Origin of the sequence: Conexibacter sp. SYSU D00693, from assembly GCF_017084525.1 — a bacterium.
GTDB lineage: Bacteria > Actinomycetota > Thermoleophilia > Solirubrobacterales > Solirubrobacteraceae > Baekduia.
Genome location: NZ_CP070950.1, coordinates 3433704 through 3456598, shown reverse-complemented (window position 1 = coordinate 3456598; position 22895 = coordinate 3433704). Strand labels below are relative to the sequence as shown.

The 22895-nt window shown below is 74.0% G+C and carries 21 protein-coding genes; 8 read left to right on the top strand and 13 right to left on the bottom strand.

The window, feature by feature from the left end; translation table 11 throughout:
* Positions 1 to 22: 22 nt before the first annotated feature.
* From JUB12_RS17130 to JUB12_RS17110, 5 genes are all read left to right on the top strand, one after another.
* Positions 23 to 1294 (top strand): glycosyltransferase family 39 protein, encoded by a 1272-nt coding sequence (locus tag JUB12_RS17130; RefSeq protein WP_205696656.1) that lies wholly within the window; start codon positions 23 to 25, stop codon positions 1292 to 1294.
* Positions 1295 to 1331: 37 nt separating this feature from the next.
* A complete protein-coding gene (locus JUB12_RS17125; RefSeq protein WP_205696655.1) occupies positions 1332 to 2216 on the top strand; it encodes a hypothetical protein in 885 nt (294 codons plus the stop codon).
* Positions 2213 to 3217 carry a glycosyltransferase family 4 protein gene (locus JUB12_RS17120; protein ID WP_205696654.1) on the top strand — a complete coding sequence of 335 codons (1005 nt, stop codon included), beginning with the start codon at positions 2213 to 2215 and terminating at the stop codon, positions 3215 to 3217. The genes JUB12_RS17125 and JUB12_RS17120 overlap by 4 nt, the downstream gene beginning before the upstream one ends.
* On the top strand, positions 3214 to 4140 hold the full coding sequence (locus JUB12_RS22280) for a glycosyltransferase family 1 protein (RefSeq protein WP_205696653.1): 927 nt from the start codon (positions 3214 to 3216) through the stop codon (positions 4138 to 4140). Before JUB12_RS17120 ends, JUB12_RS22280 begins: the two co-directional genes overlap by 4 nt.
* A gap of 90 nt (positions 4141 to 4230) precedes the next feature.
* A complete protein-coding gene (locus JUB12_RS17110; protein ID WP_205696652.1) occupies positions 4231 to 6384 on the top strand; it encodes a CocE/NonD family hydrolase in 2154 nt (717 codons plus the stop codon).
* Here the strand turns inward: JUB12_RS17110 and JUB12_RS17105 are convergent.
* The 4 genes from JUB12_RS17105 to JUB12_RS17090 are packed head-to-tail and all read right to left on the bottom strand — an operon-like array spanning position 6381 to position 10720.
* A complete protein-coding gene (locus tag JUB12_RS17105; protein ID WP_205696651.1) occupies positions 6381 to 7355 on the bottom strand; it encodes an aldo/keto reductase in 975 nt (324 codons plus the stop codon). The two genes, JUB12_RS17110 and JUB12_RS17105, sit on opposite strands and share 4 nt — an antisense overlap.
* Positions 7355 to 8755: an NAD(P)/FAD-dependent oxidoreductase gene (locus tag JUB12_RS17100; protein WP_205696650.1), complete on the bottom strand. Its 1401-nt coding sequence runs from the start codon at positions 8753 to 8755 to the stop codon at positions 7355 to 7357. The genes JUB12_RS17105 and JUB12_RS17100 overlap by 1 nt, the downstream gene beginning before the upstream one ends.
* Entirely contained in the window at positions 8752 to 9750 is a 999-nt protein-coding gene (locus tag JUB12_RS17095; protein ID WP_205696649.1) for a lysylphosphatidylglycerol synthase transmembrane domain-containing protein, read from the bottom strand. The genes JUB12_RS17100 and JUB12_RS17095 overlap by 4 nt, the downstream gene beginning before the upstream one ends.
* Positions 9713 to 10720, bottom strand: a complete 1008-nt coding sequence (locus JUB12_RS17090) for a glycosyltransferase family 2 protein (protein ID WP_205696648.1) — start codon at positions 10718 to 10720, stop codon at positions 9713 to 9715. Before JUB12_RS17090 ends, JUB12_RS17095 begins: the two co-directional genes overlap by 38 nt.
* A gap of 25 nt (positions 10721 to 10745) precedes the next feature.
* Between JUB12_RS17090 and JUB12_RS17085 the strand changes: the two genes are divergently transcribed.
* Positions 10746 to 11657 carry a class I SAM-dependent methyltransferase gene (locus JUB12_RS17085; protein WP_205696647.1) on the top strand — a complete coding sequence of 304 codons (912 nt, stop codon included), beginning with the start codon at positions 10746 to 10748 and terminating at the stop codon, positions 11655 to 11657.
* A 4-nt stretch (positions 11658 to 11661) separates the two neighbouring features.
* Here the strand turns inward: JUB12_RS17085 and JUB12_RS17080 are convergent, their stop codons facing one another.
* From JUB12_RS17080 to JUB12_RS17070, 3 genes are all read right to left on the bottom strand, one after another.
* Positions 11662 to 12390: a glutathione S-transferase family protein gene (locus tag JUB12_RS17080; protein WP_205696646.1), complete on the bottom strand. Its 729-nt coding sequence runs from the start codon at positions 12388 to 12390 to the stop codon at positions 11662 to 11664.
* A 142-nt stretch (positions 12391 to 12532) separates the two neighbouring features.
* Complete coding sequence (locus JUB12_RS17075) at positions 12533 to 13504, bottom strand: glycosyltransferase family 2 protein (protein WP_205696645.1); 972 nt, start codon at positions 13502 to 13504, stop codon at positions 12533 to 12535.
* Entirely contained in the window at positions 13501 to 14496 is a 996-nt protein-coding gene (locus tag JUB12_RS17070) for a glycosyltransferase family 1 protein (protein WP_205696644.1), read from the bottom strand. Before JUB12_RS17070 ends, JUB12_RS17075 begins: the two co-directional genes overlap by 4 nt.
* A gap of 67 nt (positions 14497 to 14563) precedes the next feature.
* Between JUB12_RS17070 and JUB12_RS17065 the strand changes: the two genes are divergently transcribed.
* Entirely contained in the window at positions 14564 to 15388 is an 825-nt protein-coding gene (locus JUB12_RS17065) for a WecB/TagA/CpsF family glycosyltransferase (RefSeq protein ID WP_205696643.1), read from the top strand.
* A 71-nt stretch (positions 15389 to 15459) separates the two neighbouring features.
* Entirely contained in the window at positions 15460 to 17271 is a 1812-nt protein-coding gene (locus tag JUB12_RS17060; RefSeq protein ID WP_205696642.1) for a hypothetical protein, read from the top strand.
* Here the strand turns inward: JUB12_RS17060 and JUB12_RS17055 are convergent.
* Genes JUB12_RS17055 through JUB12_RS17030 form a run of 6 tightly spaced genes read right to left on the bottom strand, consistent with a single transcriptional unit; the run spans position 17268 to position 22817 of the window.
* The gene (locus tag JUB12_RS17055) at positions 17268 to 18293 is read right to left on the bottom strand and encodes a glycosyltransferase (RefSeq protein ID WP_205696641.1); all 1026 of its coding nucleotides are present in this window, start codon (positions 18291 to 18293) and stop codon (positions 17268 to 17270) included. The two genes, JUB12_RS17060 and JUB12_RS17055, sit on opposite strands and share 4 nt — an antisense overlap.
* Positions 18290 to 18655 carry a hypothetical protein gene (locus JUB12_RS17050; RefSeq protein WP_205696640.1) on the bottom strand — a complete coding sequence of 122 codons (366 nt, stop codon included), beginning with the start codon at positions 18653 to 18655 and terminating at the stop codon, positions 18290 to 18292. Before JUB12_RS17050 ends, JUB12_RS17055 begins: the two co-directional genes overlap by 4 nt.
* A complete protein-coding gene (locus JUB12_RS17045) occupies positions 18645 to 19415 on the bottom strand; it encodes an ABC transporter ATP-binding protein (protein WP_205696639.1) in 771 nt (256 codons plus the stop codon). Before JUB12_RS17045 ends, JUB12_RS17050 begins: the two co-directional genes overlap by 11 nt.
* Entirely contained in the window at positions 19412 to 20188 is a 777-nt protein-coding gene (locus tag JUB12_RS17040; protein ID WP_205696638.1) for an ABC transporter permease, read from the bottom strand. The genes JUB12_RS17045 and JUB12_RS17040 overlap by 4 nt, the downstream gene beginning before the upstream one ends.
* Before the next feature lie 37 nt (positions 20189 to 20225).
* A complete protein-coding gene (locus JUB12_RS17035) occupies positions 20226 to 21263 on the bottom strand; it encodes an endo-1,4-beta-xylanase (protein WP_205696637.1) in 1038 nt (345 codons plus the stop codon).
* Positions 21264 to 21302: 39 nt separating this feature from the next.
* Positions 21303 to 22817 (bottom strand): sugar transferase, encoded by a 1515-nt coding sequence (locus JUB12_RS17030; protein ID WP_241004301.1) that lies wholly within the window; start codon positions 22815 to 22817, stop codon positions 21303 to 21305.
* Positions 22818 to 22895: the final 78 nt, after the last annotated feature.

Genomic DNA, 22895 nt, shown 5'->3' with positions numbered 1-22895 from the left:
GGCCCTGGGAAGATCCCGCGCCGTGAGGGGGTGGCTGACGTCGCTGTCGCTCGTGGAGCGCCGGGCGCTGGTGGGCGCGATCGTGCTGGGGTGGGCCGTCCGGCTCATCTACATCGCGTCGACGCGCGGCCACCAGCTCGTGGGCGACGAGCCCGCCTACCACGCCAGCGCCGTCCTGCAGACGCAGGGCAGGTGGTTCTGGTCGACGGTCCCGTACGGCGTCCCGCACGAGTCCTTCCAGAAGACGCCCGTCTACCAGGTCTTCGCGGGCCTGGTCTACGAGGTCCTCGGCACGAACCCGGACCGCCTCTTCGCGGTCCAGGCGGTCCTGCTGTCGCCGCTGGTCGTCGTCCTCGCCTTCGTCCTCGCCCGCCGGCTCTTCGGCCCGGCCGCGGCCGTCGCCACCGCCCTCGTCGTCGCCGTGCACCCGAACGTCTGGCAGTTCGAGGTCCGGATGTACTCGGAGTCGCTGGCGATCCCGATGACCGTCGGCATGCTCGTGCTCGCGCTGACGTGCCGGCCGACGCGCAAGGTCGTCGTCGGCGCCGGCCTCCTGCTCGGCCTGCTCCTGCTCACGCGGCCGTCGTCGCTGTTCGTCGTCCCGGCGCTGCTGCTCGCCTGGTGGGCGACCGACGGCGCCCGCGGCGGCATCGTCCGGACGGCCGCGGTGTGCGCCATCGCGGTGCTGTGCGTCGTCCCCTGGACGCTGCGCAACCACAGCGTCGACGACTCGCACTGGGTGCCCCTGAGCGTGCAGGACGCCGCGGCCTACGGGACGTTCAACGACGACGCGGCGAACGACCCGAACTACCCCTACAAGTGGCGGCCGTTCGTGTCGCGCGACCGGGACGTCCTGCTCGGCGAGCCCCGGCGCCTGAGCGACGGCGAGTTCCGGGCCGAGCTGAGCTCGCGGGCGCGCGAGTGGGCCAAGGACCACCCGGGCGGCGTCGCCAAGGCGTTCTGGCACAACGGGATCGTCCGGCTCTGGGACGTCGACCCGCCGTCGCAGTCGCTGGACGACGCGGCGTTCGAGGGTCGCACCCGCGCGGTGACGGGCATCGGGCTCGGCCTCTACTGGCTGCTGCTGCTCCCCGCCGCGCTGGGCCTGCGACGGCTGTGGCAGACCGGGCGGCGCGGCGTCGTGCTCGCGCTGGCGGCCTCGGCGCTCGCCGCGTCGGTGGTCTACACCGCCGACGCGGGCACGCGCTACCGCGCGCCGCTCGAGCCCGTGCTCGTGGCGCTGGCGGCCGGCGGGGTGCTCGGCGCGCGCGGGCTCGGGCGCCTCGAGCGCTGACGGGCGACCACGCCCGACCGGTACCGTGGCGCCCGGCGTGCCAGCCTTCGTCACCGCCATCCCGGTCGGACCCGGCAGGCAGGAGGTCGAGCGCGCAGCCGACCTGCTCGACGCCCTGCGCGCGCACGAGCCCCGCACGACCGACGTCGTGCTGGTGGACGACGAGCCGCAGGCGCGCCGCACGCTGCCGGCGGCGACCGCGGTCCTCGAGTCCCCGCGCCGCGGCCGCGGCATCGGGACGCTCGGCGGGACGTGCACCGCGACCTTCACCGCGCTGGCGTGGGCGCACCGCGCCCGGCCGGGGGCCTGGGTCCTGCGACTGGACACCGACGCGCTGGTGATCGGGCCGGTCGCCGACCGCGTCGAGGCGGCGTTCGCGGAGCACCCGCAGGCCGGCGTCCTCGGGTCCTGCCACCGGACCTGCGGCGGCGAGGAGCGCAACCTCGACTGGTGGGACCCGGTGGTGCGCAAGCACGCGCGCCGCGTCTGGCTGTGGCGCCGGCCGCCGCTGGGCCGCCGCCACGTCGACCTCGCCGATCCGCTCGCGCGCGACGTCGTCCGCCGCGCGGTGGCGCGCGCGGGCGCGCCCCGGCCGGGCGCGCACTGCATGGCGGCGGGCTGCGCGATCAGCGCGCCGTTCCTCGCCGCGCTCGCCGGTGCCGGCGCGCTCGAGCGCCCGGAGCGCTGGCTGCGCACGCTCTTCGGCGACGACGTCCTGCTCGGCACCTTCGCCACCGCGCTGGGCTTCGACCTCGTCGACCTCCACGCGGTCTTCGGCCTGCAGCACGTCGGCCTCGTCGCCGCGCCGCCGGAGCTCGCCGCACGCGGCTTCGGCGTGGTGCACTCGGTCAAGAACGACGATGCGCACCCCGAGGACGAGATCCGCGCGTTCTTCCGCGAGCGGCGGGTGGCGCCGTCGTGACGAGCGTGCTCGGCGTCATGCAGGTCGCCCATCCGGGTGGCGCGGAGGTCGGCTTCCTGCGCCTGGGCCGCCGCCTGCGCGATCGCGGCTGGGACGTCGCGCTGACCACGCCCGAGCCCGGACCCCTCTCGGACGCGGGCTTCCCGGCCGAGACGCTCGACTGCGGCGGCCTGGCGTCGGGCGCCGGCGCGCGGGCCGTCGCGTCGTGGCCGCGGGCGCGGCGGCTGACCAAGGACGTCGACGTCGTCTACCTCAACGGGACGGTCGCGGGACGGCTGCTGCCGGCGCTGCGCGGACGCCGGACGGTCCTGCACGTGCACGACATGGTCACGCGGGTGCCGCGCCACTGGCACCAGGCTGACGTGGTGCTCGCCGACTCCCAGGCCGTGGCCGACCGGCTCAGCGGCCTCGACGCCCACGTCGTGCACTGCCCCGTCGAGCTCGACGTCGCGCCCGCGCCCGCCCCGTGGCAGGGCGCCGGCGACGGCCGCCCGGTCGTGGGCTTCGTCGGGCGCATCGAGCCGCGCAAGGGCCCGCTGGACCTCGTGCGCGCCGCGCCGGCCATCCGCGCCGCGCGGCCCGACGCGCGCGTCGTCCTCGTCGGGGCCGATCCCTACGGGTCGGACCCCGACTACGCCCAGCAGGTCGCCGGCAGCCACGAGGTCGAGCACGTCGGCTGGGTGCCGGACGCCGCGGGCGTCATGGGCCACCTCGACGTCCTCGTCGCCCCGTCGCGGGAGGAGCCGTTCGGGACGGTGCTCAGCGAGGCGATGGCCGCCGGCGTGCCGGTCGTGGCCAGCGACGTCGACGGCCTCCCCGAGGTCGTGACCGACGGCGTCGACGGCTTCCTGGTCCCGGTCGGCGACGTCGACGCCCTCGCCCGCCGCACCGTCGAGGCGCTCGCCCGCCGCGACGAGCTCGGCGCCGCCGCCCGCGAGGCCGCCCGCCGCTTCGACGCCGACCGCTACGCCGAGCGCGTGGCGGAGCTGATCGCCCCGTGAGGGTCGGCTTCGACAGCCGGGCGGGGACCGACGTGCGCGGCATCGGCCGCTACGTGCGCTGCCTGCTCGAGGCCCTGCGCGAGACCGCCCAGGAGGGCGACGAGGTCGTCGAGGCCCACCGCCCCCGGCGCTGCGACGTCTTCCACTCCCCGTGGATCGACGGCGCCCTCGTCCGCGCCCGCTGCCCGCAGGTGGTCACGCTCCACGACCTCGTCCCGCTCAAGCGCCGCAGCGAGTACCTGCGCACCGGCGTGCGCTTCCGGCTGCGCTACCTCGCCGTCCAGCGCGCCGAGCGGGTGATCGTCCCGACGCGCGCCGTCGCCGCCGACGCCATCGAGCACCTCGGCCTCGACGCGTCGCGCGTGCTCGTCGTCGGCGAGGCGCCCGCGCCCGCCATGCACCCGCGTCCCGACGACGAGGTCGCCGCGGTGCGCGAGCGCTACGGGCTCCCGGACGACTACCTGCTGTGGGTCGGCGGCCTCGAGTTCCCCGACCCGCGCAAGCGCGTCGCCGAGCTGGCTGCCGCCCCCCGGGACCTCCCGCTCGTCCTCGCCGGCCCGACGCGCGAGTGGTCCCGCGAGCTCGAGGGCGTCATCACCACGGGCCGCGTCACCGACGACGAGCTCGCCGCGCTCTACACGGGTGCCCGCGCCCTCGTCCTGGCCTCGGACGACGAGGGCTTCGGCCTGACGCCGGTCGAGGCGCTCGCCTGCGGGACGCCGGTCGTCGCCTGCGAGGTCCCGGCGCTGCGCGAGGTCCTCGGCGAGCGCGTGACCTTCGTGGACCGCGACGACCTCGCCGGACTCCTGGCGGCGGGCGCGGTGGCCCGGCGCCCGGCACCCAAGCCGCCGGCGTGGACCTGGGAGGACGCGGCGCGGGCGACGTGGGACGCCTACCGGGACGCGGTGGCGGAGGGTCGCTAGGGCGGCGCTCCGCGCAGCGGCGGGGTCCTCGGGCGCCCCGGCGTTCACAACTGCTTCACAGAACGCTCGCGTTCGCCATGATGCGGGCACATGCACCGTCTGTCCCGGGTCGTGGCAGCGGCGTGCGCGTTCGCCGCCGTCCTGCCGTCCACCGCCGTCGCGGAGAAGTTCACGAAGACGTCGCTCACGATCCCGGTGCAGGTCGGGGCCAACGACGACGTCCGCTGCCGCGTGGTGGCCAACCTGTTCAAGCCGCAGTCGGCGACGAAGGACACCCCGCAGCCCGCGATCATGGGCACGAACGGGTTCGGGGGCTCCCGGTTCGACCTGGACAGCATCGCGGCGGCGTACGCCTCTCGCGGCTACGTCTTCCTCGCGTACTCGGGCCTGGGCTTCGGCGGCAGCGGCTGCCGGATCACGCTCGACGACCCGGACTTCGACGGCAAGGCCGGCAGCCAGCTCGTGTCCTTCCTCGGCGGGTCCAAGGCCGCGGCGGACGGGACGAAGGTCGACTACGTCCTCAAGGACGCCAAGGACCACGACGGCCAGCCCCGCGACGACGACCCGCGGGTGGGCTTCACCGGCGGCTCGTACGGCGGCGGCAACCAGTTCGCGGTCGCATCGGTCGACCCCCGCGTCGACGCGCTGAACCCGCAGATCACGTGGAACGACCTGTCGTACTCGCTCGTCCCGAACAACACGGACCTGCGGCGGGGCGTGACCTACGCGACGGGCGGCGTGGCCAAGCTCGACTGGCCGACGCTGTTCTCGGTCACCGGCATCGCGCGCGGCCTGCAGCAGCTCATCTTCGACCGGGACCTGACGCACCTCGGCTCCTGCCCGAACTTCGCCGACCAGGTCTGCCCCGGTCTGGTGAACGCGGCGATCCGCGGCTACGCCGACCAGGCGACGCTCGGGTTCCTGCGCCACGCGTCGGTGGGCAGCTACGTCGACCGGATCAAGGTCCCGACGTTCCTCACCCAGGGCCAGAGCGACACGCTGTTCAACCTCCAGGAGGCCGTCGCGACGTGGCGGTCGCTGCGCGCGCAGGGCACGCCGACGAAGCTCCTGTGGCGCTCGTCGGGCCACTCGGGCGGCGGGCTCGGGACCAGCGAGGCGAACTCCAAGCGCATCGAGACCGCCTACGAGACGCGGATGCAGCTCGAGTGGTTCGACTGGTACCTGCGCGGCGCCGGCGACCCGCCGACGCTCGACTTCTCCTTCCTCGCCGACTGGCGCCCGTACAAGGGCGACGCGGCGCCGGCGGTGGGCTCCGCGCCCAGCTACCCGGTCGGCCAGGAGCAGCAGTTCTTCCTCAGCGGCTCGGGCGGCCTGCTGGCCGACGAGCGCCAGGTCGTCGCGGGTTCGGCGCCGATGCTCGCGCTGCCCCAGGCCGGCGTGGTGGACAGCGGCGGCGCGTTCAACGACGTCCTGGACCTCGGCGACCGCGAGGGCCTGGGCACGAGCGTCGCCTTCACGAGCGCGCCGCTCACCGACGACCTGGACGTCGTGGGCATCCCGCAGGTCACCTTCCGCGTCAGCGCGCCCGTGCACGCCGCGACCCAGGCCGGCGACGACGCCGCGAAGCTCGTCCTCTTCGCCAAGCTCTACGACGTCGGCCCGGACGGCACCCAGTTGCTGCCCCGCAGCCAGCTCTCGGCCGCGCGCATCAAGGACGTCACCAAGCCGGTGACCATCCAGCTGCCGGGCGTCGCGCACCGCTGGGGCAAGGGCCACCGGCTGCGCCTCGTGCTCGCGACGAGCAACCTCACCAACCGCGGCAACACCGTCCCCGGCCCGGTGACGATCGAGACCGACCCGAGCGCGCCCAGCGTCCTGACCGTCGACCGCCTCGGCGCCCAGACCGGCCCGGACGGCTCGGGCCCCTCCGGCACGACGCCGTACGCCGCCTCGGACAAGGCGCCCAAGCCGCTGCCCGCGGGCACCGGCGGCCCGCGCACCGCACAGGCCGCCGGCCTGCCCTCGGCCAAGCGCTGCGTGAGCCGCCGCACCCTGCGGATCACGCTGCGCCGGCCCAAGGGCGACCGCGTGCGCAGCGCGACGGTCTCCGTCAACGGCAGGCGCCGGACGACCCTGCGGGGCCGGCGCACCGTCGCGCCGGTGAGCCTCAAGGGCCTGCCGAAGGGCACCTACCGGGTCGCGATCACGATCCGGACCGCCAAGGGCAAGGTCCTGCGCCAGGCGCGGACCTACCGCACCTGCACCACCCGGCGCTCCGGCTAGGCCGGGAGGTAGAAGTTGCGCGTCCAGCGATGGGCGCGCAGCTTCTGGACGTCGGCCGCCGGCAGGCCGCGGCCGTCGGCGATCGCGCAGTTGCGCTCGACGTTGCGCACCGAGCGCATGCCCGGGATGACCGTCGACACCGCCGGATGGCTCAGGCAGAACCGCAGCGCGATCTCCGGGACGTCCTCGACGGGACGCCCGAGGTCGGCGGCGATCGCCGCGACGCGCTCCTGGACCTGCCGGGCCCGGTCGCCCGCGAAGTAGCCCTTGCGGAAGTCGTCGTCGGCGAACTCCGTCTCGGGCGTGATGCGCCCGGTGAGGCCGCCCTCGTCCAGCGGCACCCGCGCGAGGACGCCGACTCGGTGCTCCTCGCACAGCGGGAAGAGCTCGTCCTCCGGGCTCTGGTCGAAGACGTTGTAGATGACCTGGACGGTGTCGACGAGCCCCGACGCGACCGCCCGCAGGGCCGTCTCGGGCTGGTGGTCGTTGATGGAGATGCCGAACGCCCGGATCTTGCCCTCGTCGCGCAACGCCTCCACCTCCTCCTGCCAGTCGCCCTGGTCGAGCCAGTCGTCGAGCCAGACGTGCAGCTGCAGGAGGTCGACGGCCTCCATCCCGAGGTTGCGCAGGCTGCGCTCCGCGCACGCCCGGACGTGGTCGCGCGGGAAGACGTCCTCCACCCGGCTGCCCGCGGCCGCCGGCCACAGCTGGTTCTTCGGCGGGACCTTGGTCGCGACGACGACGTCCTCGTCGCAGCGCCGGACGACCTGGCCGACCAGCCGTTCGGAGTGGTGCGGGCCGTAGGCCAGCGCCGTGTCGATGACGTTCAGGCCGCGGTCGATCGCGCGCTCGAGCGCCTGGACCGACTCGTCGTCCTGCGCCCCGATCCACTCGACGCCGCTGATCCCCCACGCGCCGAAGCCGACCTCCGACACCTCGAAGCCCGTGCGGCCCAGCCGACGGAGGTGCATCAGGCGCTCGGCGCGGTCTCGCGCGCGGCAAGCGGCTGGGAGAGCAGCGCCTTGACGGCGTCCTCGCCCAGGCGCACGGAGTAGTTCGTGCCCCGGTCCTCGGGGTAGATCTGCGTCGTGTTGGCGAGCACGAGGCCCGGGATGCCGGTGTCGAGCGGGGGGATGGTCTCGTGGTACCCGACGATGACGATCGGCTGCGCCGCCGGCTCGCGGAACATCCAGCGGTCCACGACCCAGTCGCGCGAGAAGGCCGGGTTGACCTTCTGCAGGTGCGGCAGGTACCGGTCCACGAGCTGGTCCGGGTCCAGGGACAGCAGCTCGTCGCCCGGCTCGAGGTAGTTGGCGACGTAGAGGAAGCGCCGGCCGTCGTAGCGCTCGGGCTCCAGGAAGTTCGTGTGCTCGATGAGCCCGACGAACGGGACGTCGGTGTCGGCGACGTTGGTCCAGTAGAACGGCGACAGGACCTTGTCGCTCTGGAGCTCGAGCAGCAGGCAGAGCGCGGTGTGGTACTCGATCGTGCGCAGCTTCTCGAGGAAGTCGTCGGCCAGCCCGAGCGACGGGTCGGCGAGGCTCAGGAAGATGTCGTTGGGGACCGTGGCGATCACCGCGTCGAAGCGCTCGGCCTCGCCGGCGGGGTCGAAGTCCCGCGGGTCGTGGCCCTTGCGGAACGACCCCGGGGCGGCGGGCGTGACGACGAACGTCCCGTCGGCCTCGCGCGAGACGCGCGCCGCGGGCTGGTCGATGCGCACCTGGCCGCCGCCGGCCTCGATGCGCTTGACGAGCTCGGTCCAGATCGGCTCGAACGACGGCGCGGGGTAGCCGAGCAGCTCCTTGCGCGCCTCCTTGCCCTCGAGCTTGCGCCGCAGCGTGAGCTTGCCGTGCAGCCACGCCATCGAGATGTCCTCGGCGCGCGAGCCGAACTTGCCGCGCAGCAGCGGTCCCCAGACCTTCTGCCATGGCCCCTCGCCCATCTCGCGGCGGATCCACGCGGCGGCGGTCTCGCCCTCGTAGTCGCTGGTGGGCCGGCCCGCGCGCTGGAGCTTGAGGACCGCGACGCCCATGCGGATGCGGTCGCGCAGGCTCAGCGGCGTGAAGCGCAGGAGGTCCAGCGGCGTGGTGAACGCCCGGGACTTCCCGTCGACGAAGAACGCCATGGACGACGGGCGCCACTCGATCGGCCCGACGCCGAGCTCCTCGCACAGGTCGACGATGTGGCGGTCCGACGTGAACCAGTGGTGGTAGTAGCGCTCGAGCAGGTGGCCGCCGCCGACGTCGAGCGTCGCGGCCATGCCGCCCAGGCCCGGCCAGCGCTCGAAGACGACGGGCTCGTGGCCCTGCTCGGTGAGCCGGTAGGCCGCGACGAGGCCGGCCACGCCGGCGCCGAGGACCGCGACCCTCATGCCGCGGCCGTCCGCAGGCGGCGCAGGCCGCCGTAGCGCAGGGCGCCGACGGCGAGCCCCACGACGGTGATCGGGACGAAGACGATGAAGCGCACGAGGATCAAGTAGGAGACGGCGGCGGAGGACGCCCCACCGACGGCCTTCACGCCGATGATGGTGGCAGCATCGACGGTCCCCGCGTAGCCGGGACCGCTCGGGATGAGGGCGAACATGGACCCCAGGGCCAGGACGTAGAAGCCGTCGAGCGGGCCGAAGCCGAGGTCGACGGCCGCGCCCACGATCGTCCAGATCACGCCCTCCAGCCCCCAGATGAGGGCCGACAGGCCGAGCATCATCGCGCCGTGGCGCCCGCGGAGGTTCGTGGTCGCGCCGAGCATCGGGCCGACGAACGCCTTGACCTTGTCCCACAGGCCGCGGCGCACGAGCACCTGCAGGGCGACGGCCGCCAGGACGAGCAGCACGAGCACGACGCCGGCGATGACGAGCAGCGAGCTGCCCTTGGGCATGCCGCGCCCGCCGGCGATCGTCGCGCCGAGGACCACGAAGAGCGTGGCCAGGACCGCGACGTCGAGCAGGCGCTCGGCCAGCAGCGTGCCGATGAGCGGCCGGTGGGCGATCCGCATGCGCGGCGCGCCGAGGACGACGCGGAAGGCGTCGCCGCCGCGGGCGGGCAGGACGGTGTTGCCCGCGAAGCCGACGGCGGTCAGCGCGTAGAGGTCGGCGCGCTCCGGGTCGCCGCCCTGGTCGCGCACGAGCACGCCCCAGCGCTCGGCTCGCAGGCAGGTCGCCACCGCGTAGAGCGCCAGCGCCAGGACGGCGGGCGCGATGTCCTCGAACGACGTGGGGAAGCGCGGCGCGGGCTGGCGGGAGGCCCACCACACGACCGCGCCGACGGCGACGACGGAGACCGCGAGGCCGAGCAGCAGCCCGCGACGACCGGCGACGCCGCCGCCTCCCTCAGCGCCGGACGAGGTCCCCGGCCCGCTTGCGGCCACGCCGCTCCGGCACCTCGACGTTGCGCCGGGCCCCGACCACGTACAGCGGCCGGCCCTTCACCTCGTCGTAGATGCGCCCGATGTACTCGCCCACGATCCCCAGGCACAGCAGCTGGATGCCACCGATCAGCAGGATGACCGTCAGCAGCGTGGGGACGCCGGCGTCGAAGACCTCGAAGATCCGCGCCAGGATGGCCAGCGGGATGAGGCAGAACGCGACCGCGGCGCAGACGAACCCGACGATCGTCGCCAGCTGGAGCGGCACGTGCGAGAACGACGTGATCGCGTCCAGGCTGAACTTGATCATCTTCTTCCACGTGTACTTCGTCTCGCCGGCGTGGCGGGGGTCGCGCGGGTAGGAGATCGCGGTCTGCGTGAAGCCGACCCAGACGCTCATGCCGCGCAGGAAGCGGTTGCGCTCGGGCATCGAGAGCATCGCGTCCAGCGCCCGGCGGTCCATGAGGCGGAAGTCGCCGGAGTTCTGCGTGAGGTCGACGCTCGCGAGCTTCGCGAAGAGCGCGTAGAACCACTTCGCGGTCATAAGCTTCGCGCGGGTCTCGCCCTCGCGCTCCTCGCGCACGGCGTAGACCACGTCGGTGCCGTGGCGCCAGGCGTCGACCATCTTCGGGATGAGCTCCGGCGGGTCCTGGAGGTCGGCGTCGATCATCACGATGCAGTCGCCGGCGGCGTGGTCCAGGCCGGCGCTGAGCGCCGCCTGGTGGCCGAAGTTCCGGCTCAGGTGGATGACCTTCACGCGCGGATCGCTCTCGGCCAGGCCGTCCAGCAGCTCGGGCGTGCGGTCCGTCGAGCCGTCGTTGACGACGACGAGCTCGAAGGGGAGGTCGCCGAGCGCCGCGAGCATGCGCTCGTAGAACACCGCGACGGTGTCCTCCTCGAAGTACATGGGCGTGACGACGCTCAGCAGCTGGAGCTCGCGCACGCCCCGCTCACCACCCTCCGCCGGGCCCACGGGCGCTCATTATGCTGGCGCGCCCATGTCGAGCGCCGCAGTCACGTCCGCGACCGCCTGCTCCTGCTGCGGTGCAGCCGACCTGCGACCCCACCTGGCGGTGGCCGGGGAGATGGGCGAGCAGGGGCTCATCCCGACCACGGACGCCTACGGCACGGCGCTCGCGGACATCGTGAAGTGCGCGCGCTGCGGGCACATGCAGCTCGAGCCGATGCCGGCCGACGAGGTGCTCGAGTCCGCCTACGCCGACGCGTGGAGCGACGCGTACGTCGAGGAGGCCGACGGCCAGCGCGAGACGGCGCGGCGCGTCCTCGCGCAGCTCGAGCGCCACCAGCGTCCCGGCGACCTGCTCGACCTCGGCTGCTGGGTCGGCTTCCTGCTGGCCGAGGCGCGCGATCGCGGCTGGGACGTCAAGGGCGTCGAGCCGTCGGACGCGGCGTCGAACTACGCCCGCGAGACGCTCGGCCTCGACGTCGTCACCGACGACCTCTTCACCGCGCCGCTGCCGTCAGGGTCCTTCGACGCGATCGTCCTGGGCGACGTCATCGAGCACCTGCCGCGCCCGGCCGAGGCCCTCGAGCGCTTCAGCGAGCTGCTGCGCCCCGGCGGGGTGCTGGCGATGATGCTCCCGGACGCCGGCTCGCGGCTCGCGCGGCGGATGGGCAAGCGCTGGTGGTCGGTCCTGCCGACCCACGTGCAGTACTTCACGCGCTCGTCGATGCGCACGCTGCTGGAGACCAACGGCTGGACGGTGCTCGACATGGACACCCAGCCCAAGGCGTTCAGCGTCCGCTACTACCTCTCGCGCATCGAGGGCTACTCCAAGCCCGTCGGCAAGGCGCTCGTGCGCGGCGCCGAGGCGGCGAAGGTCGCCGACCGCATGTGGGCGCCGGACTTCGGCGACCGCATGCTCGTCGTCGCGCGCCGCCCGGGCTGAGCGGCTAGGCGGGCTGGGGCACCCAGCCCGCCGGCAGCGCACCGGCGGGCACGGACGCCTGCGGGTGCGGGAACCACCGCGCGCCGAGCTCGACGGACGGGCGGCCCGCGAGCAGGGGGTGCAGGTCGCCCACGAAGTGCAGGACCCGCAGCGTCGAGCCGACCTGCAGGCCGGCGCCGGTCGGGCGGTCGCCCTCGCCGAGCAGGCCCTGCTCGGCCAGCGCGTCGGCGCGGTCCAGGACGCCCGGCAGCGCCTCGAGGGCCTCGGCGACCTGCACCGCGGTCAGGCCGTGGTACTTCCACGTCGCGCGGATGACCTTCATCGCGAAGTCCGTCCCCGCCGGGTCCAGCGGCTCGGTGGCGCCCCCGACGAGGCTCAGGTGCTCGGGGCGGAACCACAGCGCGCCCCAGGGCAGCCGGCGCCCGAGCGGCTGGAGCTCGCGCTCGGCCCACTCCTCGGCCTCGAGGACCTCCTGCGACGGGTACAGCGTCGGCTCGGGCGCGAGCTCCTCGAGCCTGCGGCAGATCGGGATCGACCCGTGCACGGCCTCGCCGTCGACCACCATGCCCGGCACCGTCGTGCGCCCCTCGCCGTAGACGTCGGCCATCGCCTGCACGTGCGGCCCGGGCTGCAGCTCGACCTTCTCGAACTCGAGGCCCTTGAGCTTCAGCGCGAGCTCCGCCGCGTGCGACGGGTGCGACGGCGGCAGGACGTGGAGGGTGATCTGGGGCACGTGCCGACCCTAGCCGCGAACCAGGGGACTGTCCCTTTCTTCGCACGCCGTGAGGAGGAGGGTCTGACCCCTGCTTCTCAAACCCCTGCACATCGCGTGGTTCGCCGTCCGCGCGAAGGAGGGGACTGTCCCCTTCTTCGCGCTAGCTGCGCGGCGGGCGCAGGCCGAAGGGGACCGGCGCGGACGCGCGGCCGCCGCGGCGCTCGCGCAGGATCGCCCGGCGCCTGCGGGCGCGGGGCGCCAGCCGCCAGAAGTCGACGTAGCCGCGCAGGAGCGTCCGCTCGCGCAGCAGCGCGTGGCCGAAGGCCAGGACCTCCCAGGTCAGCCAGAACGGCAGGTCGCGCAGCAGCGCGCCCGGCGTGTCGTTCTTGACCACCATGAGCAGGCGGTTGCGGAACTGCAGCGTGCGGTGCTCGGCGGGCAGCGCGCCGCGGGTGGTCGGCGAGTAGAAGCGCTTGTGCCAGCCGACCGCCCGCGGCTCGTAGACGCAGCGCCAGCCCAGGGTGCGGGCGCGCCACGCGAGGTCGGCGTCGGTGGCCCACAGCGCCATGTCCTCGTCGAAGACCTCCTTGCCCACCGCGCAGGCGTCGAGGACCTCGCGGCGGTACAGGACGCACGCGCCGTCGCCGCCGAAGGCCTCGCCCTGCGTCGTGCGCGACGACGCCGGCTCGCCGTGCGCGACGAGCGAGTTCTTGCGGCGGCGGTCGATCGTCATCCCCGCGGCGTCGAGGACGTCGAGGCGATCGGCGGGCTCCATGCTCGTCGAGCGGATCAGCCGGGGCGCGACCGACCCCACCGCCGGGTCCTCGAGGCGCGGCGCGGCGGCGGCGAGGAAGCCGGGGTCCAGGACGCAGTCGGCGTTGAGCACGAGCACCGCCGGCCCGCTGGTCGCCGCGAGCCCGGCGTTCATCGCCGCGGCGTAGGAGACCCGCTCGCGCAGGCCCACGACCCGCACGCCGTGCTCCTCGCAGACCGTCCGCGTCCGGTCCGTGCACGCGTTGTCGATCACCACGACCTCGCTGTCGGGCTGGGCGACCGCCGCGGGCAGGCAGTGCTCGAGGTAGGGCGCCTCGTCCACGCTGAGGACGAGGATCGTCGTGCGCCGGGTGCTCACGCCGCGAGCGCCTCGCGGTAGACGTCGGCGGTCAGCGCGGCGGTGCGCTCCCAGGAGAAGTCGGCGGCCCGGGCGCGGCCCGCGGCGCTGAGGCGCTCGCGGTCGGCCAGGGCGGCGGAGATGGCGCCGGCCATCGCGTCGACGTCGAGCGGGTCGAAGAGCTGCGCCGCGCCGCCGGCCGTCTCGGGCAGCGCCGTGGCGTCCGCGCACGCGACCGGCGTCCCGCGCACCATCGCCTCGACGACCACCAGGCCGAAGCCCTCGTAGAGCGACGGGTGCACGAGCAGGTCCGCGCCGCGCAGCAGCGCGTCGAGCTCGGCGTCGGGCAGGTAGCCGGTGAGCACGACGCCCTCCGGCGGCGCCCCGTCCGGCCACGTGCCGGCCCCCACCAGGACCAGCGCCCGCCCGGTGTCGGCCCGCCGCCACGCCTCGACCAGGCGCGGGAGGTTCTTCTTCGGGCGCAGGTCGCCGATGGCCATGACGTACCCCCGGTCGCCGACCGGCACGGACGCGGGCACCGGCCCGTCGCCGACCGGCAGCGACGGCGCGTTGGGGACGACGCGCAGCTTGGACGGGTCGACGTCGTAGCGGGCGACGACGTCGTCGGCGGTCCACTGCGAGACGCAGACCACCCGCTCGGCCGACCGGGCCGCCCGCGGCGTGGCCCAGCGGTACTTCGCGCCGGTCTTGCGCGAGAAGTCGCCGGGCAGCGCCTCGAACGCGAGGTCGTGGATCGTCACGACGCCGGGACACGGCCGGCGCAGCGGCAGGAAGCAGTTGGGCGCGTGGACGAGGTTGGCGCCCAGGCGCCTGGCGATCCGCGGCAGCTCGACCTGCTCGAAGAGCACCTCCGGCCCGCGGCCCCCACGGGTCACCGTCCGGACCTCGAGGTCGTCCGGGGCGAGGTGCTCCACGAGCTCGCGCGCGTAGCGCCCCCAGCCGCGCAGCGGCTCGAGGTAGGCGTCCCGCGCGTCGACGAGGACCATCGGCATGCGCCCGGCACCCTATGGGCGTACCATCCACGGCCGCTCGTAGGGGAACGACGGCACGGAGGTCGACATGGCCGAGGGCGGGGTGCTCGAGCAGGACACAGACCGGCACGACGGCGTGACGCAGTCGCGGATCTTCGACATCCCGATCGACCTCAGCCGCCCGGCGGACATGCTGCGGCGGATCACCGCCTGGGCCGACGACGGGCACGTCCGCGCACCGCGGCGCGTGATGTACGTCAACGCCCACGTGCTCAACCAGTCGGCCGAGACGCCGGCCCTGCGCGAGGCGCTCGAGACCGCCGACCTCGTCTACTGCGACGGCTACGGCGTGCGTCTGGCCGCGAAGGCGCTCGACGTCGAGATCCCCCACCGCATGACCGGCGCCGACTGGATCTGGGGCCTCGCCGCGCTGTGCGAGGCGCAGGGCCGCTCGATCTACCTCCTGGGCTCGGACCCGGGGGTCGCGTCGAAGGCCGCGGCACGGCTGCGGCGCTGGTACCCGCGCCTGCAGGTCACCGGCACCCACCACGGCTACTTCGACGCGGGCTCCCCGCACGACGAGCGCGTGGTGGAGGACATCAACGCCAAGAGGCCCGACATCGTCCTGGTCGGGATGGGCTCGCCCAAGCAGGAGCTGTGGGTCGAGCACAACAAGGACCGCGTCGACGCCTCCGTCCTGTGGACTGTCGGTGCGTTGTTCGACTACGTCTCGGGGCGTGTGCCGCGGGCACCCGCCTGGTTGGCCGACAATGGGCTCGAATGGATCTTCCGCCTCGCCGTGGAGCCACAGCGGATGTGGCGCCGCTACCTGCTGGGCAACCCGGTGTTCGTGAGCCGCGTGATGGCGCAGGCCCGGGCCCGGCAGCACCCCGCGGGCGCCGCCCGGTCCTGAGCTGGCTGGACGGCCGTCCGTGGCTGCGGACGGCGCTCCTGGCCCTGCTCCCGGCGCTCCTGGCGCTGGACATGGCCGAGACGGCGGGGGTCGTCGGCAAGGGCGCGATCCCGGACCTCGTGCGTGCCGGGGCCGCCGGCGTCGCGCTCTTCGCGGTCTGCGGGTTCGGCCTGACGCGGCTGCTGCTGCCCGACGGGCTGCGCCGCTACGAGCCCTTGTGGGTCCTGCCGATCGGGGCGTGCGCCCTGGCGCTCGGCATGACGGTCCTCGGCTACGTCGACGTGCCGTTCAACGTGTCGCTGGCGGCGGTCGCTCTCGCCGGCGTGGCGGTGGGCGTCGTCGCGGTGCGCCGGACCGGCGGCGTGCCCGCGGCGGCGACGTGGCGGCGGTCGGGCTGGCCGACGTACGTCGCGCTGCTGCTCATGGCGGTCGCGCTCATCCCCCTCTTCCGCGCGGGCTTCGTGACCGTCGGCGGCGAGGGCCAGGACGCGCACATGGCGGTCGGCACCGCCGAGTTCCTGCAGGACCACCACCCGACCTCCAAGGCCGTCGAGGAGCCGGTCGACGAGGTCTGGCTGCAGTGGCGCTCCAAGCCGCCGATCTACTACGCCCTCGCGGCGCACGCCCGCGTCGCCGGGCTCGACGTCTTCCAGGTCATCTCGACCGAGGGGGCGCTGCTGCTGGCGATCGCCTGCCTCGGGTTCTTCCTCGTGGCGCGCGAGCTGCTGCGCGCGCCGCTGTGGGTCGCGCTGCTGGCGACGGGGCTCGTGGGGCTGGACCGGATGGTCCTCCACACCGTCATGCACCCCTACTTCAACCAGACGTGGGGCTTCATGACGATGCCGTTCATCATCGTCCTGGCCTGGTGGGCGGTGACCCAGCGAAGTCGCGGCGGCCTGGTGCTGCTGGGGCTGGTGAGCGCGGTCGGCGTCTTCGCCTACCCCCTCATGCTCCCGATCCCGGGCATCGCGCTGCTCGTCTGGCTGTGGCCCGAACGCCGGCGCCTCTCACCTCGGCGGATGGGGCTCACGCGGCGCTCGCTGGTCTGGGCGGTCCCGCTCGGCCTCGTGCTGGTCCTGCCGCTGTTCGGGGTCCTCGAGAAGGTGGTCAGCGGCGGCAACGTCGTCGTCGACCCGACGCGCTCACTGCGCACCTGGGGCGGCGACCTGACGACCTACTACGAGGAGGCGTGGTTCCTCGGGCTGCCCAGCGGCCTGGCCCTCGGCCTCCTGGCGCCGGTGCTCGTGTACGGCGGCTGGCGGGCGCTACGCAGCGTCCCGCCGCTGCTGGCCCGCGGCGTGGTCGCCGTCGTCGCCTTCGCGGTCGTCTTCGCGATCTGGTTCCGCATCCGCGACTTCGGCTTCTACTTCCACTTCAAGGTCCTGGCCTTCTGCGCGCCCTTCGCGCTGCTCGTCGTCGCGGTCGGCCTCGGACGCATCCGGCAACGCGCGATCGCCCTCGTCGCCCTCCTGGCCCTCCTCGCCCTCGGCGTCTCCTCCGCCAACCACGAGCTCGGCCAGACCTTCGACCAGCTGCCCAAGCGCACCCTCGAGCTGCGCTCCCTCGCGAACGTCGTCCCGCCCGGCGACTCGATCCGCCTCGACGTCGACCCGCAGGAGCAGAACTGGGTCGCCTTCATGCTCCACGAGCGCCCGCTCTGCTCGCAGAAGCCCCTGCTCGGCACGAGCTACCCCCACGTCCAGACCTCCCGCAAGGCCGACTACGTCCTGGGCAAGCGCCACCTGCCCCGCCCGAGGGACGCCATCGGCCGCCCGGTCGCGACCCTCGAGGAGTGGTCGCTCTGGCGCCAGGACCCCCGCACCCCCGGCCGCGAGCGCTGCTCCCAGGAGATGGTGCAGCCGGTGACGGTGGTGGACCTCTAGGCCGTCTCGAGCGCCGCGCGCAGCTTCGCCGCCGTCGCGTCGGGCGAGAAGGCCGCCGGGCGCTGGAGGCCGCGGGCGACGAGGGTGGAGCGCAGGGAGGCGTCCTCGAGCACGAGCGCGACGGCCTCGGCGACGACGGCGAGGTCGCGGTCCTCCACGAGGAGGGCGGCGTCGCCGGCGACCTCCGGGATGCCGCCGACGGGGCGGGTGACGACGGGGGCGCCGAGGTGCATGGCCTCGAGGACCGGGATGCAGAAGCCCTCGTGCTCGGAGAGGCAGACGAAGGCGGCGGCGCGGCGGTAGCGGTCGGCGAGCTCGGCGTCGCTCAAGGACGACTCGAAGGTCACGGCGCCGGGTGCGAGCTCCTCGGCCAGGCCGCGCAGCGCCTGGAGGTACTTCGGGTTCAGCGGCTCGCCGACCAGGCGCAGCGTCGCGTCGGGCACGCGGTGGCGGCGCAGGAGGGCGACCAGCCGGATGAGCTCGTCCTGGCGCTTGTGCGGGGCGAGGCGGCCGACGAAGAGCAGCTCGTTGCCGGCGGGCCGGCTGACCGCGGCGTCGCCGGCCGCGCCCAGGTGCGCCGGGTCGAAGAGGATCGGGATGACGACGTCGGAGCCCAGCTCGGCCGCGTTGTAGTGGCTGACGCCGGCCACGACCTCGCAGGCCGCGGCGTACTCCGGCAGCTGGCGGCGGCCGAGCGCGCAGTGGATGGCGATCGTCGGCTCGTAGTCCCAGAACCACCGGGCCGGCGTGACGTTGTGCGAGAGCAGGACCTTGCGCTGGGGCAGGTCGAGCACGCGGCGCAGCCGCGGGGCGTACGCGGAGTAGTGGATGAGGAGCGTCGCGTCGGGTTCGGGCGCGAGGTCCCTGAGCGACCGCACCCGCTTGGCGATCCGCGGGTCGATGTGGCCCGCCCAGACCTCGCCCTTCCAGCCCCAGCGCGCCATGAGCGACTGGATGCGCAGTGCCTGGACCGTCACGGCGTCGACCGGGCCGGCCCCGCTGAGCACCTGGTGGACGATCACGGCGCGGGCGGCGGCCGGCGCGCGGCCTCCTCCTCCAGCCGGCGCACGCGGTCCTCGAGCTCGGCGACGTGGACGAGCACGTGGAGGTTGAAGCGGCTCTGCTGGCTGGTGAGCTCGTTGAAGTGCTGCTGCAGGCCGCGCAGCAGCAGCCGCTTGAACCACGTGATCGGCGCACCGAGCCGCCGCGTCGAGCGCATGAGCGTCTCGTCGGGCTCGATGACCGCCCACTCCATGAGCTGCTCGGTCGAGATGCGGTCCGTCGGCGCGATCGCGAAGCCGCGCAGGTCGTCGGCGTAGGCGCCTCGCGCCCGCGCCGCCGCCGCGCGCTCGCGCGCCAGCTCCAGCGCGCGCTCAGGCTCCACCGTCGGTCCCCATCATCCGGTGGTAGAAGGGCATGCCCTCGGCGGTCGGGCCGTCGAAGGCGACCTCGCCGTGGTCCAGCACGATCGTCCGCGCGCAGGTGCGCTCCACCAGCGCCGCGTCGTGGGAGACGAGCACGAGCGTCGCCCCGGCCCGCACCTGCTCGGCGATCCGCGTCTCGCACTTGCGCTGGAAGGCCTCGTCGCCGACGGCGAGGACCTCGTCGATGAGCAGGACGTCGGCGTCGAGGTGGGCGGCGATCGCGAACCCGAGCCGGACGAACATGCCCGACGAGTACGTCTTGACCGGCACGTCGATGAAGTCGCCCAGCTCGGAGAACTCGACGATCGCGTCCATCCGCGCCTCGATCTCCTCGCGCTGCAGGCCGTGCAGCGCGCCGTTGAGCAGGATGTTCTCCCGCCCCGAGAAGTCGCGGCCGAAGCCCGCCCCGAGCTCGAGCAGCGACACGACCTGCCCGCCGATCGCCACGCGCCCCTTGTCGAGCGGGACGATCCCGGCCAGGACGCGCAGCGTCGAGGACTTCCCGGCGCCGTTGCGCCCGATCACCCCGACCGTCTCGCCCGGGGCGATGTGCAGCGACACGTCGCGCAGCGCCTGCACCGGCGGGGGCCCGCCGCCGCGCCGGCCGAGCAGGACCTCCTTCAGCGTCCCGCCGCGGTCGGCCCGGATCTGGAACGCCCGCCACGCGCCCTGCAGGACGATCTCCCCCGGCGCCACGCCCGCGTCGATCGCCGCGCTCACACGACCACCGCCAGCTCGCGCTGCATGCGGCGGAAGACGAACGACCCCGCGCCGAGCACGAGCGTCGCCGCCACGAGCACGTAGAGCATCGTCGGGCCGTCGGGCCACACGCCGCCGTAGACGATGTCGCGCACCGCCTCGATGAACGGCGCGACCGGGTTGACCCACGACAGCAGCGCCTTGTACGTGCCCGACGTCGTGATGTCGGAGGGCTCGAAGAAGATCGGCGACAGGAAGAACCACGGCAGCAGGACCGCCCCGAGGATCGGCGCCACGTCGCGGAAGTAGGCGTGCAGGATCGCGACGCCCAGCGCGAAGCCCAGGACGAAGGCGAACAGCGCGGCGAGGACCACCGGCAGCAGCACGATGGAGACGTCGAGCGTCCCGCGCAGCACGAACGTCACGAGCGCGACGAGCACGAGCACGACGAGGAACGTCACGAACTGCACCGCGACCGACGCGGCCGGGATCGTCTCGCGCGGGAAGCGCGCCTTGCGGATGAGCGAGCCGTGGTCTAGCAGCGACGGCGCCGCCCCGAGCACCGCCTGGTTGAAGAAGATCCAGACCACCAGCCCGACCATGAGGAACAGCGGGTAGTCGTCGTGCTGGGCGACCTTGAAGACGCGCCCGAACATCAGGTAGTAGGCGCCCATCAGCACGAGCGGGTTGACGATGTACCAGGCGATCCCGAGGACGGAGCCCTGGTACTTCTGGCGCAGCTCGCGCCGGACCATCTGCTCGAACAGGAAGCGGTAGCGAAGGAGGTCGCGCACGCGGCCCGGGAGGATCGCAGGAGCGGCGGAGGCCGCGTCAGCCGCCCGCCAGCGCGTCGCGCAGCGCGCCGTAGGCGGGCTTCTCGCGCAGGTCGCCGTCGAAGGGCAGCGCGGCGCCCTCGCCGGGGTAGGCCTCGGGCACCCACGAGTCCGCGTCGTCGACGCCCCAGACGACGAAGCCCTTGCAGGCCGGCAGCGCCACGCAGCCGCGCGCGAGCGTCGCGTAGCGCCCGGCCTGGTCGGCCAGCGCCGCCTCGCCGCCCGTCGGCGCGCCGTCGCCGCCGACCGGCACCCGGACGTCGACCTCCGTGAACAGCACGTCGAGGCCGAGCGCCGCATAGCGCTCGAGCGTCGCCGTGAACCCGGGCAGCCGCTCGGTCGAGACGTGGCCCTGCAGGCCGACCGCGTCGACCGGCACGCCGCGGGCCTTGAGCCCGCGCAGCAGCCGCAGGACGCCGTCGGCCTTCGTGCCCTCCTGCTCGGCGCCGTAGTCGTTGTAGACGAGCCGCGCGCGCGGGTCGGCCTCGCGCGCGAAGCGGAACGCGAGGTCGACGTACTCCGGCCCGATCCACCGCAGCCACGGCGTGTCGCGCAGCGCGCCGCGGTCGTCCTCGACCGCCTCGTTGACGACGTCCCACTCGTGGATGCGCCCGCGGAAGTGCCCCATCACGGTCCGGATGTGGTCGCGCAGGAGCGCGATCGCCCGGCGCCGGGACGGCCGCAGGTCCGTGAGCCACCGCGGGTTCTGCAGGTGCCAGACGAGCGCATGCCCGCGCACGCGCATCCCGTGCGAGCGGGCCCAGTCGACCACCCGGTCGGCGTCGTCGAACGTGTAGCGCCCGCGCTCGGGCTGCGTGCGCTCCCACTTGAGCTCGTTCTCCGGCGTCACCGCGCCGTAGGCGCGCGCCGCGAGCTCGGCGTAGCCCTCGTCGTCGAGCAGGTCGGCCCGGATCGCCACCCCCGCGTAGCGGTCGCCGGCCGGGCGCAGCGGCGAGACCGCCGGCGCGTCGCGGTCGGGCACGCCGTCGAGCGTCCCGCGCAGCGCCGCCACGCCGACGAGCAGCGCGACCACCACGACGAAGCCGATCGCCGCGCGGCGCAGGGGACCGGGCGGCTAGTAGGCGCCCCGGCGCGCGAACACGGCCGGGATCGTCTTGAGCAGGATGGTCAGGTCGAGGAAGACCGACCAGCGCTCGAGGTAGAGGAAGTCGAGGCGCACGAGGTCGTCGAAGTCGAGCTCCGAGCGGCCCGAGACCTGCCACAGCCCGGTGATCCCCGGGAGCACCAGGTAGCGCTTCTTGTGCCAGTCGTCGAGCATGTCGAAGTCGCGCTGGGGCAGCGGGCGCGGGCCGACGAGCGACATGCGCCCCTGCAGCACGTTGACCAGCTGCGGCAGCTCGTCCAGCGAGAACTTGCGCAGGACCTTGCCGACCGGCGTCATCCGCGGGTCGTCCTTGATCTTGAACAGCGCGCCCGAGGCCTCGTTGAGCGACTCGAGGTCGGCCTGGCGCTGGTCGGCGTCCCGGTACATCGTGCGGAACTTGAAGCAGGCGAACGGCACGCCGCCGATGCCCGGGCGGATCGACCGGTAGACGATCGGGCCGCGCGACGTGAGGCGGATCGCCGCGGCCGTGACCAGCAGGAGCGGGCTGAGGACGAGCAGCAGCAGCGACGAGACGACGATGTCGAACGTCCGCTTGACCGCGAAGTCGAAGCCGTCGAACACCGGCGGGCGCAGCTCGAAGAGCGGCACCGAGTGGCCCGGGACGAACTCCGCGCGGTGGACCAGGATCTCCATCGTGGACGGTGCGATGCGCACGCGCACGCCGCGGCGGTGAGCCTGCTCGACGAGCTCGACCGCCTGGTCCTGCGGGAAGTCCGGGTCGGCGATGATCACCTCGTCGACGCGGTGCTGGTCGAGCACGGCGCCGAGGTCCTGCAGCTGCCCCAGCGAGCGCAGGCCGTTGTCGGGCCGCGGGGTGATCGAGATGAAGCCGACGACGTTGACCGGCGTGTGGCCGCCGTCCATGAGCGCGTGGCCCACGGCGTCGATCTGCTCGCCGCGGCCGACGAGGACCGCCCGCCGCCGGTAGCCCGCGGCGCGCAGCAGGATGCCGGAGCCCTGCTCGTAGGCGTAGCGGAACGTCGAGACGTAGGCGACGCCGAAGAACAGCGAGCCGTAGAAGAGGTAGTAGCTCTGGAAGTCGATCCCGTTGACGATCGCGTACAGCGCCGCCACGACCATCGTCTGGAACAGGCAGGCGACGATCTTCACCAGGCCGGGCCGCTCGGCCCGCGCGCCGTAGAGGCCGCTGCGCGCGAAGAGCAGCGAGGCGACGAGGAACGCGAAGGGGACGTAGTCCTGGGCTTGCTCGACGGCGACGCGCAGGACGAAGGCGTCGCGCGCCGCGGCCTTCAGCGCGAGCGCCGTGAAGAGGCCGAGGTAGATGCCCCAGAAGTCGAGGAACAGCAGGATCGCGACGCGGCCGGCACGGCGCAGCGTCTCGAAGCGCAGCAGGAACCCGAGCGCCGGCGGGCGCTTGGCGCGCACGTCGCGCGCGGGCATGGCGATGCCAGGCTGCTCCAGCGGCGTGCTGGGCGCCTCGAGCTGTGCGGTCCCCTGCCGCACGGCATCCGGTGCCTCCGTGCGCGGCATTCAGTCCCCTGAACGACCCACGATGGCAGAAGTATCGGCAACTGGACGCCG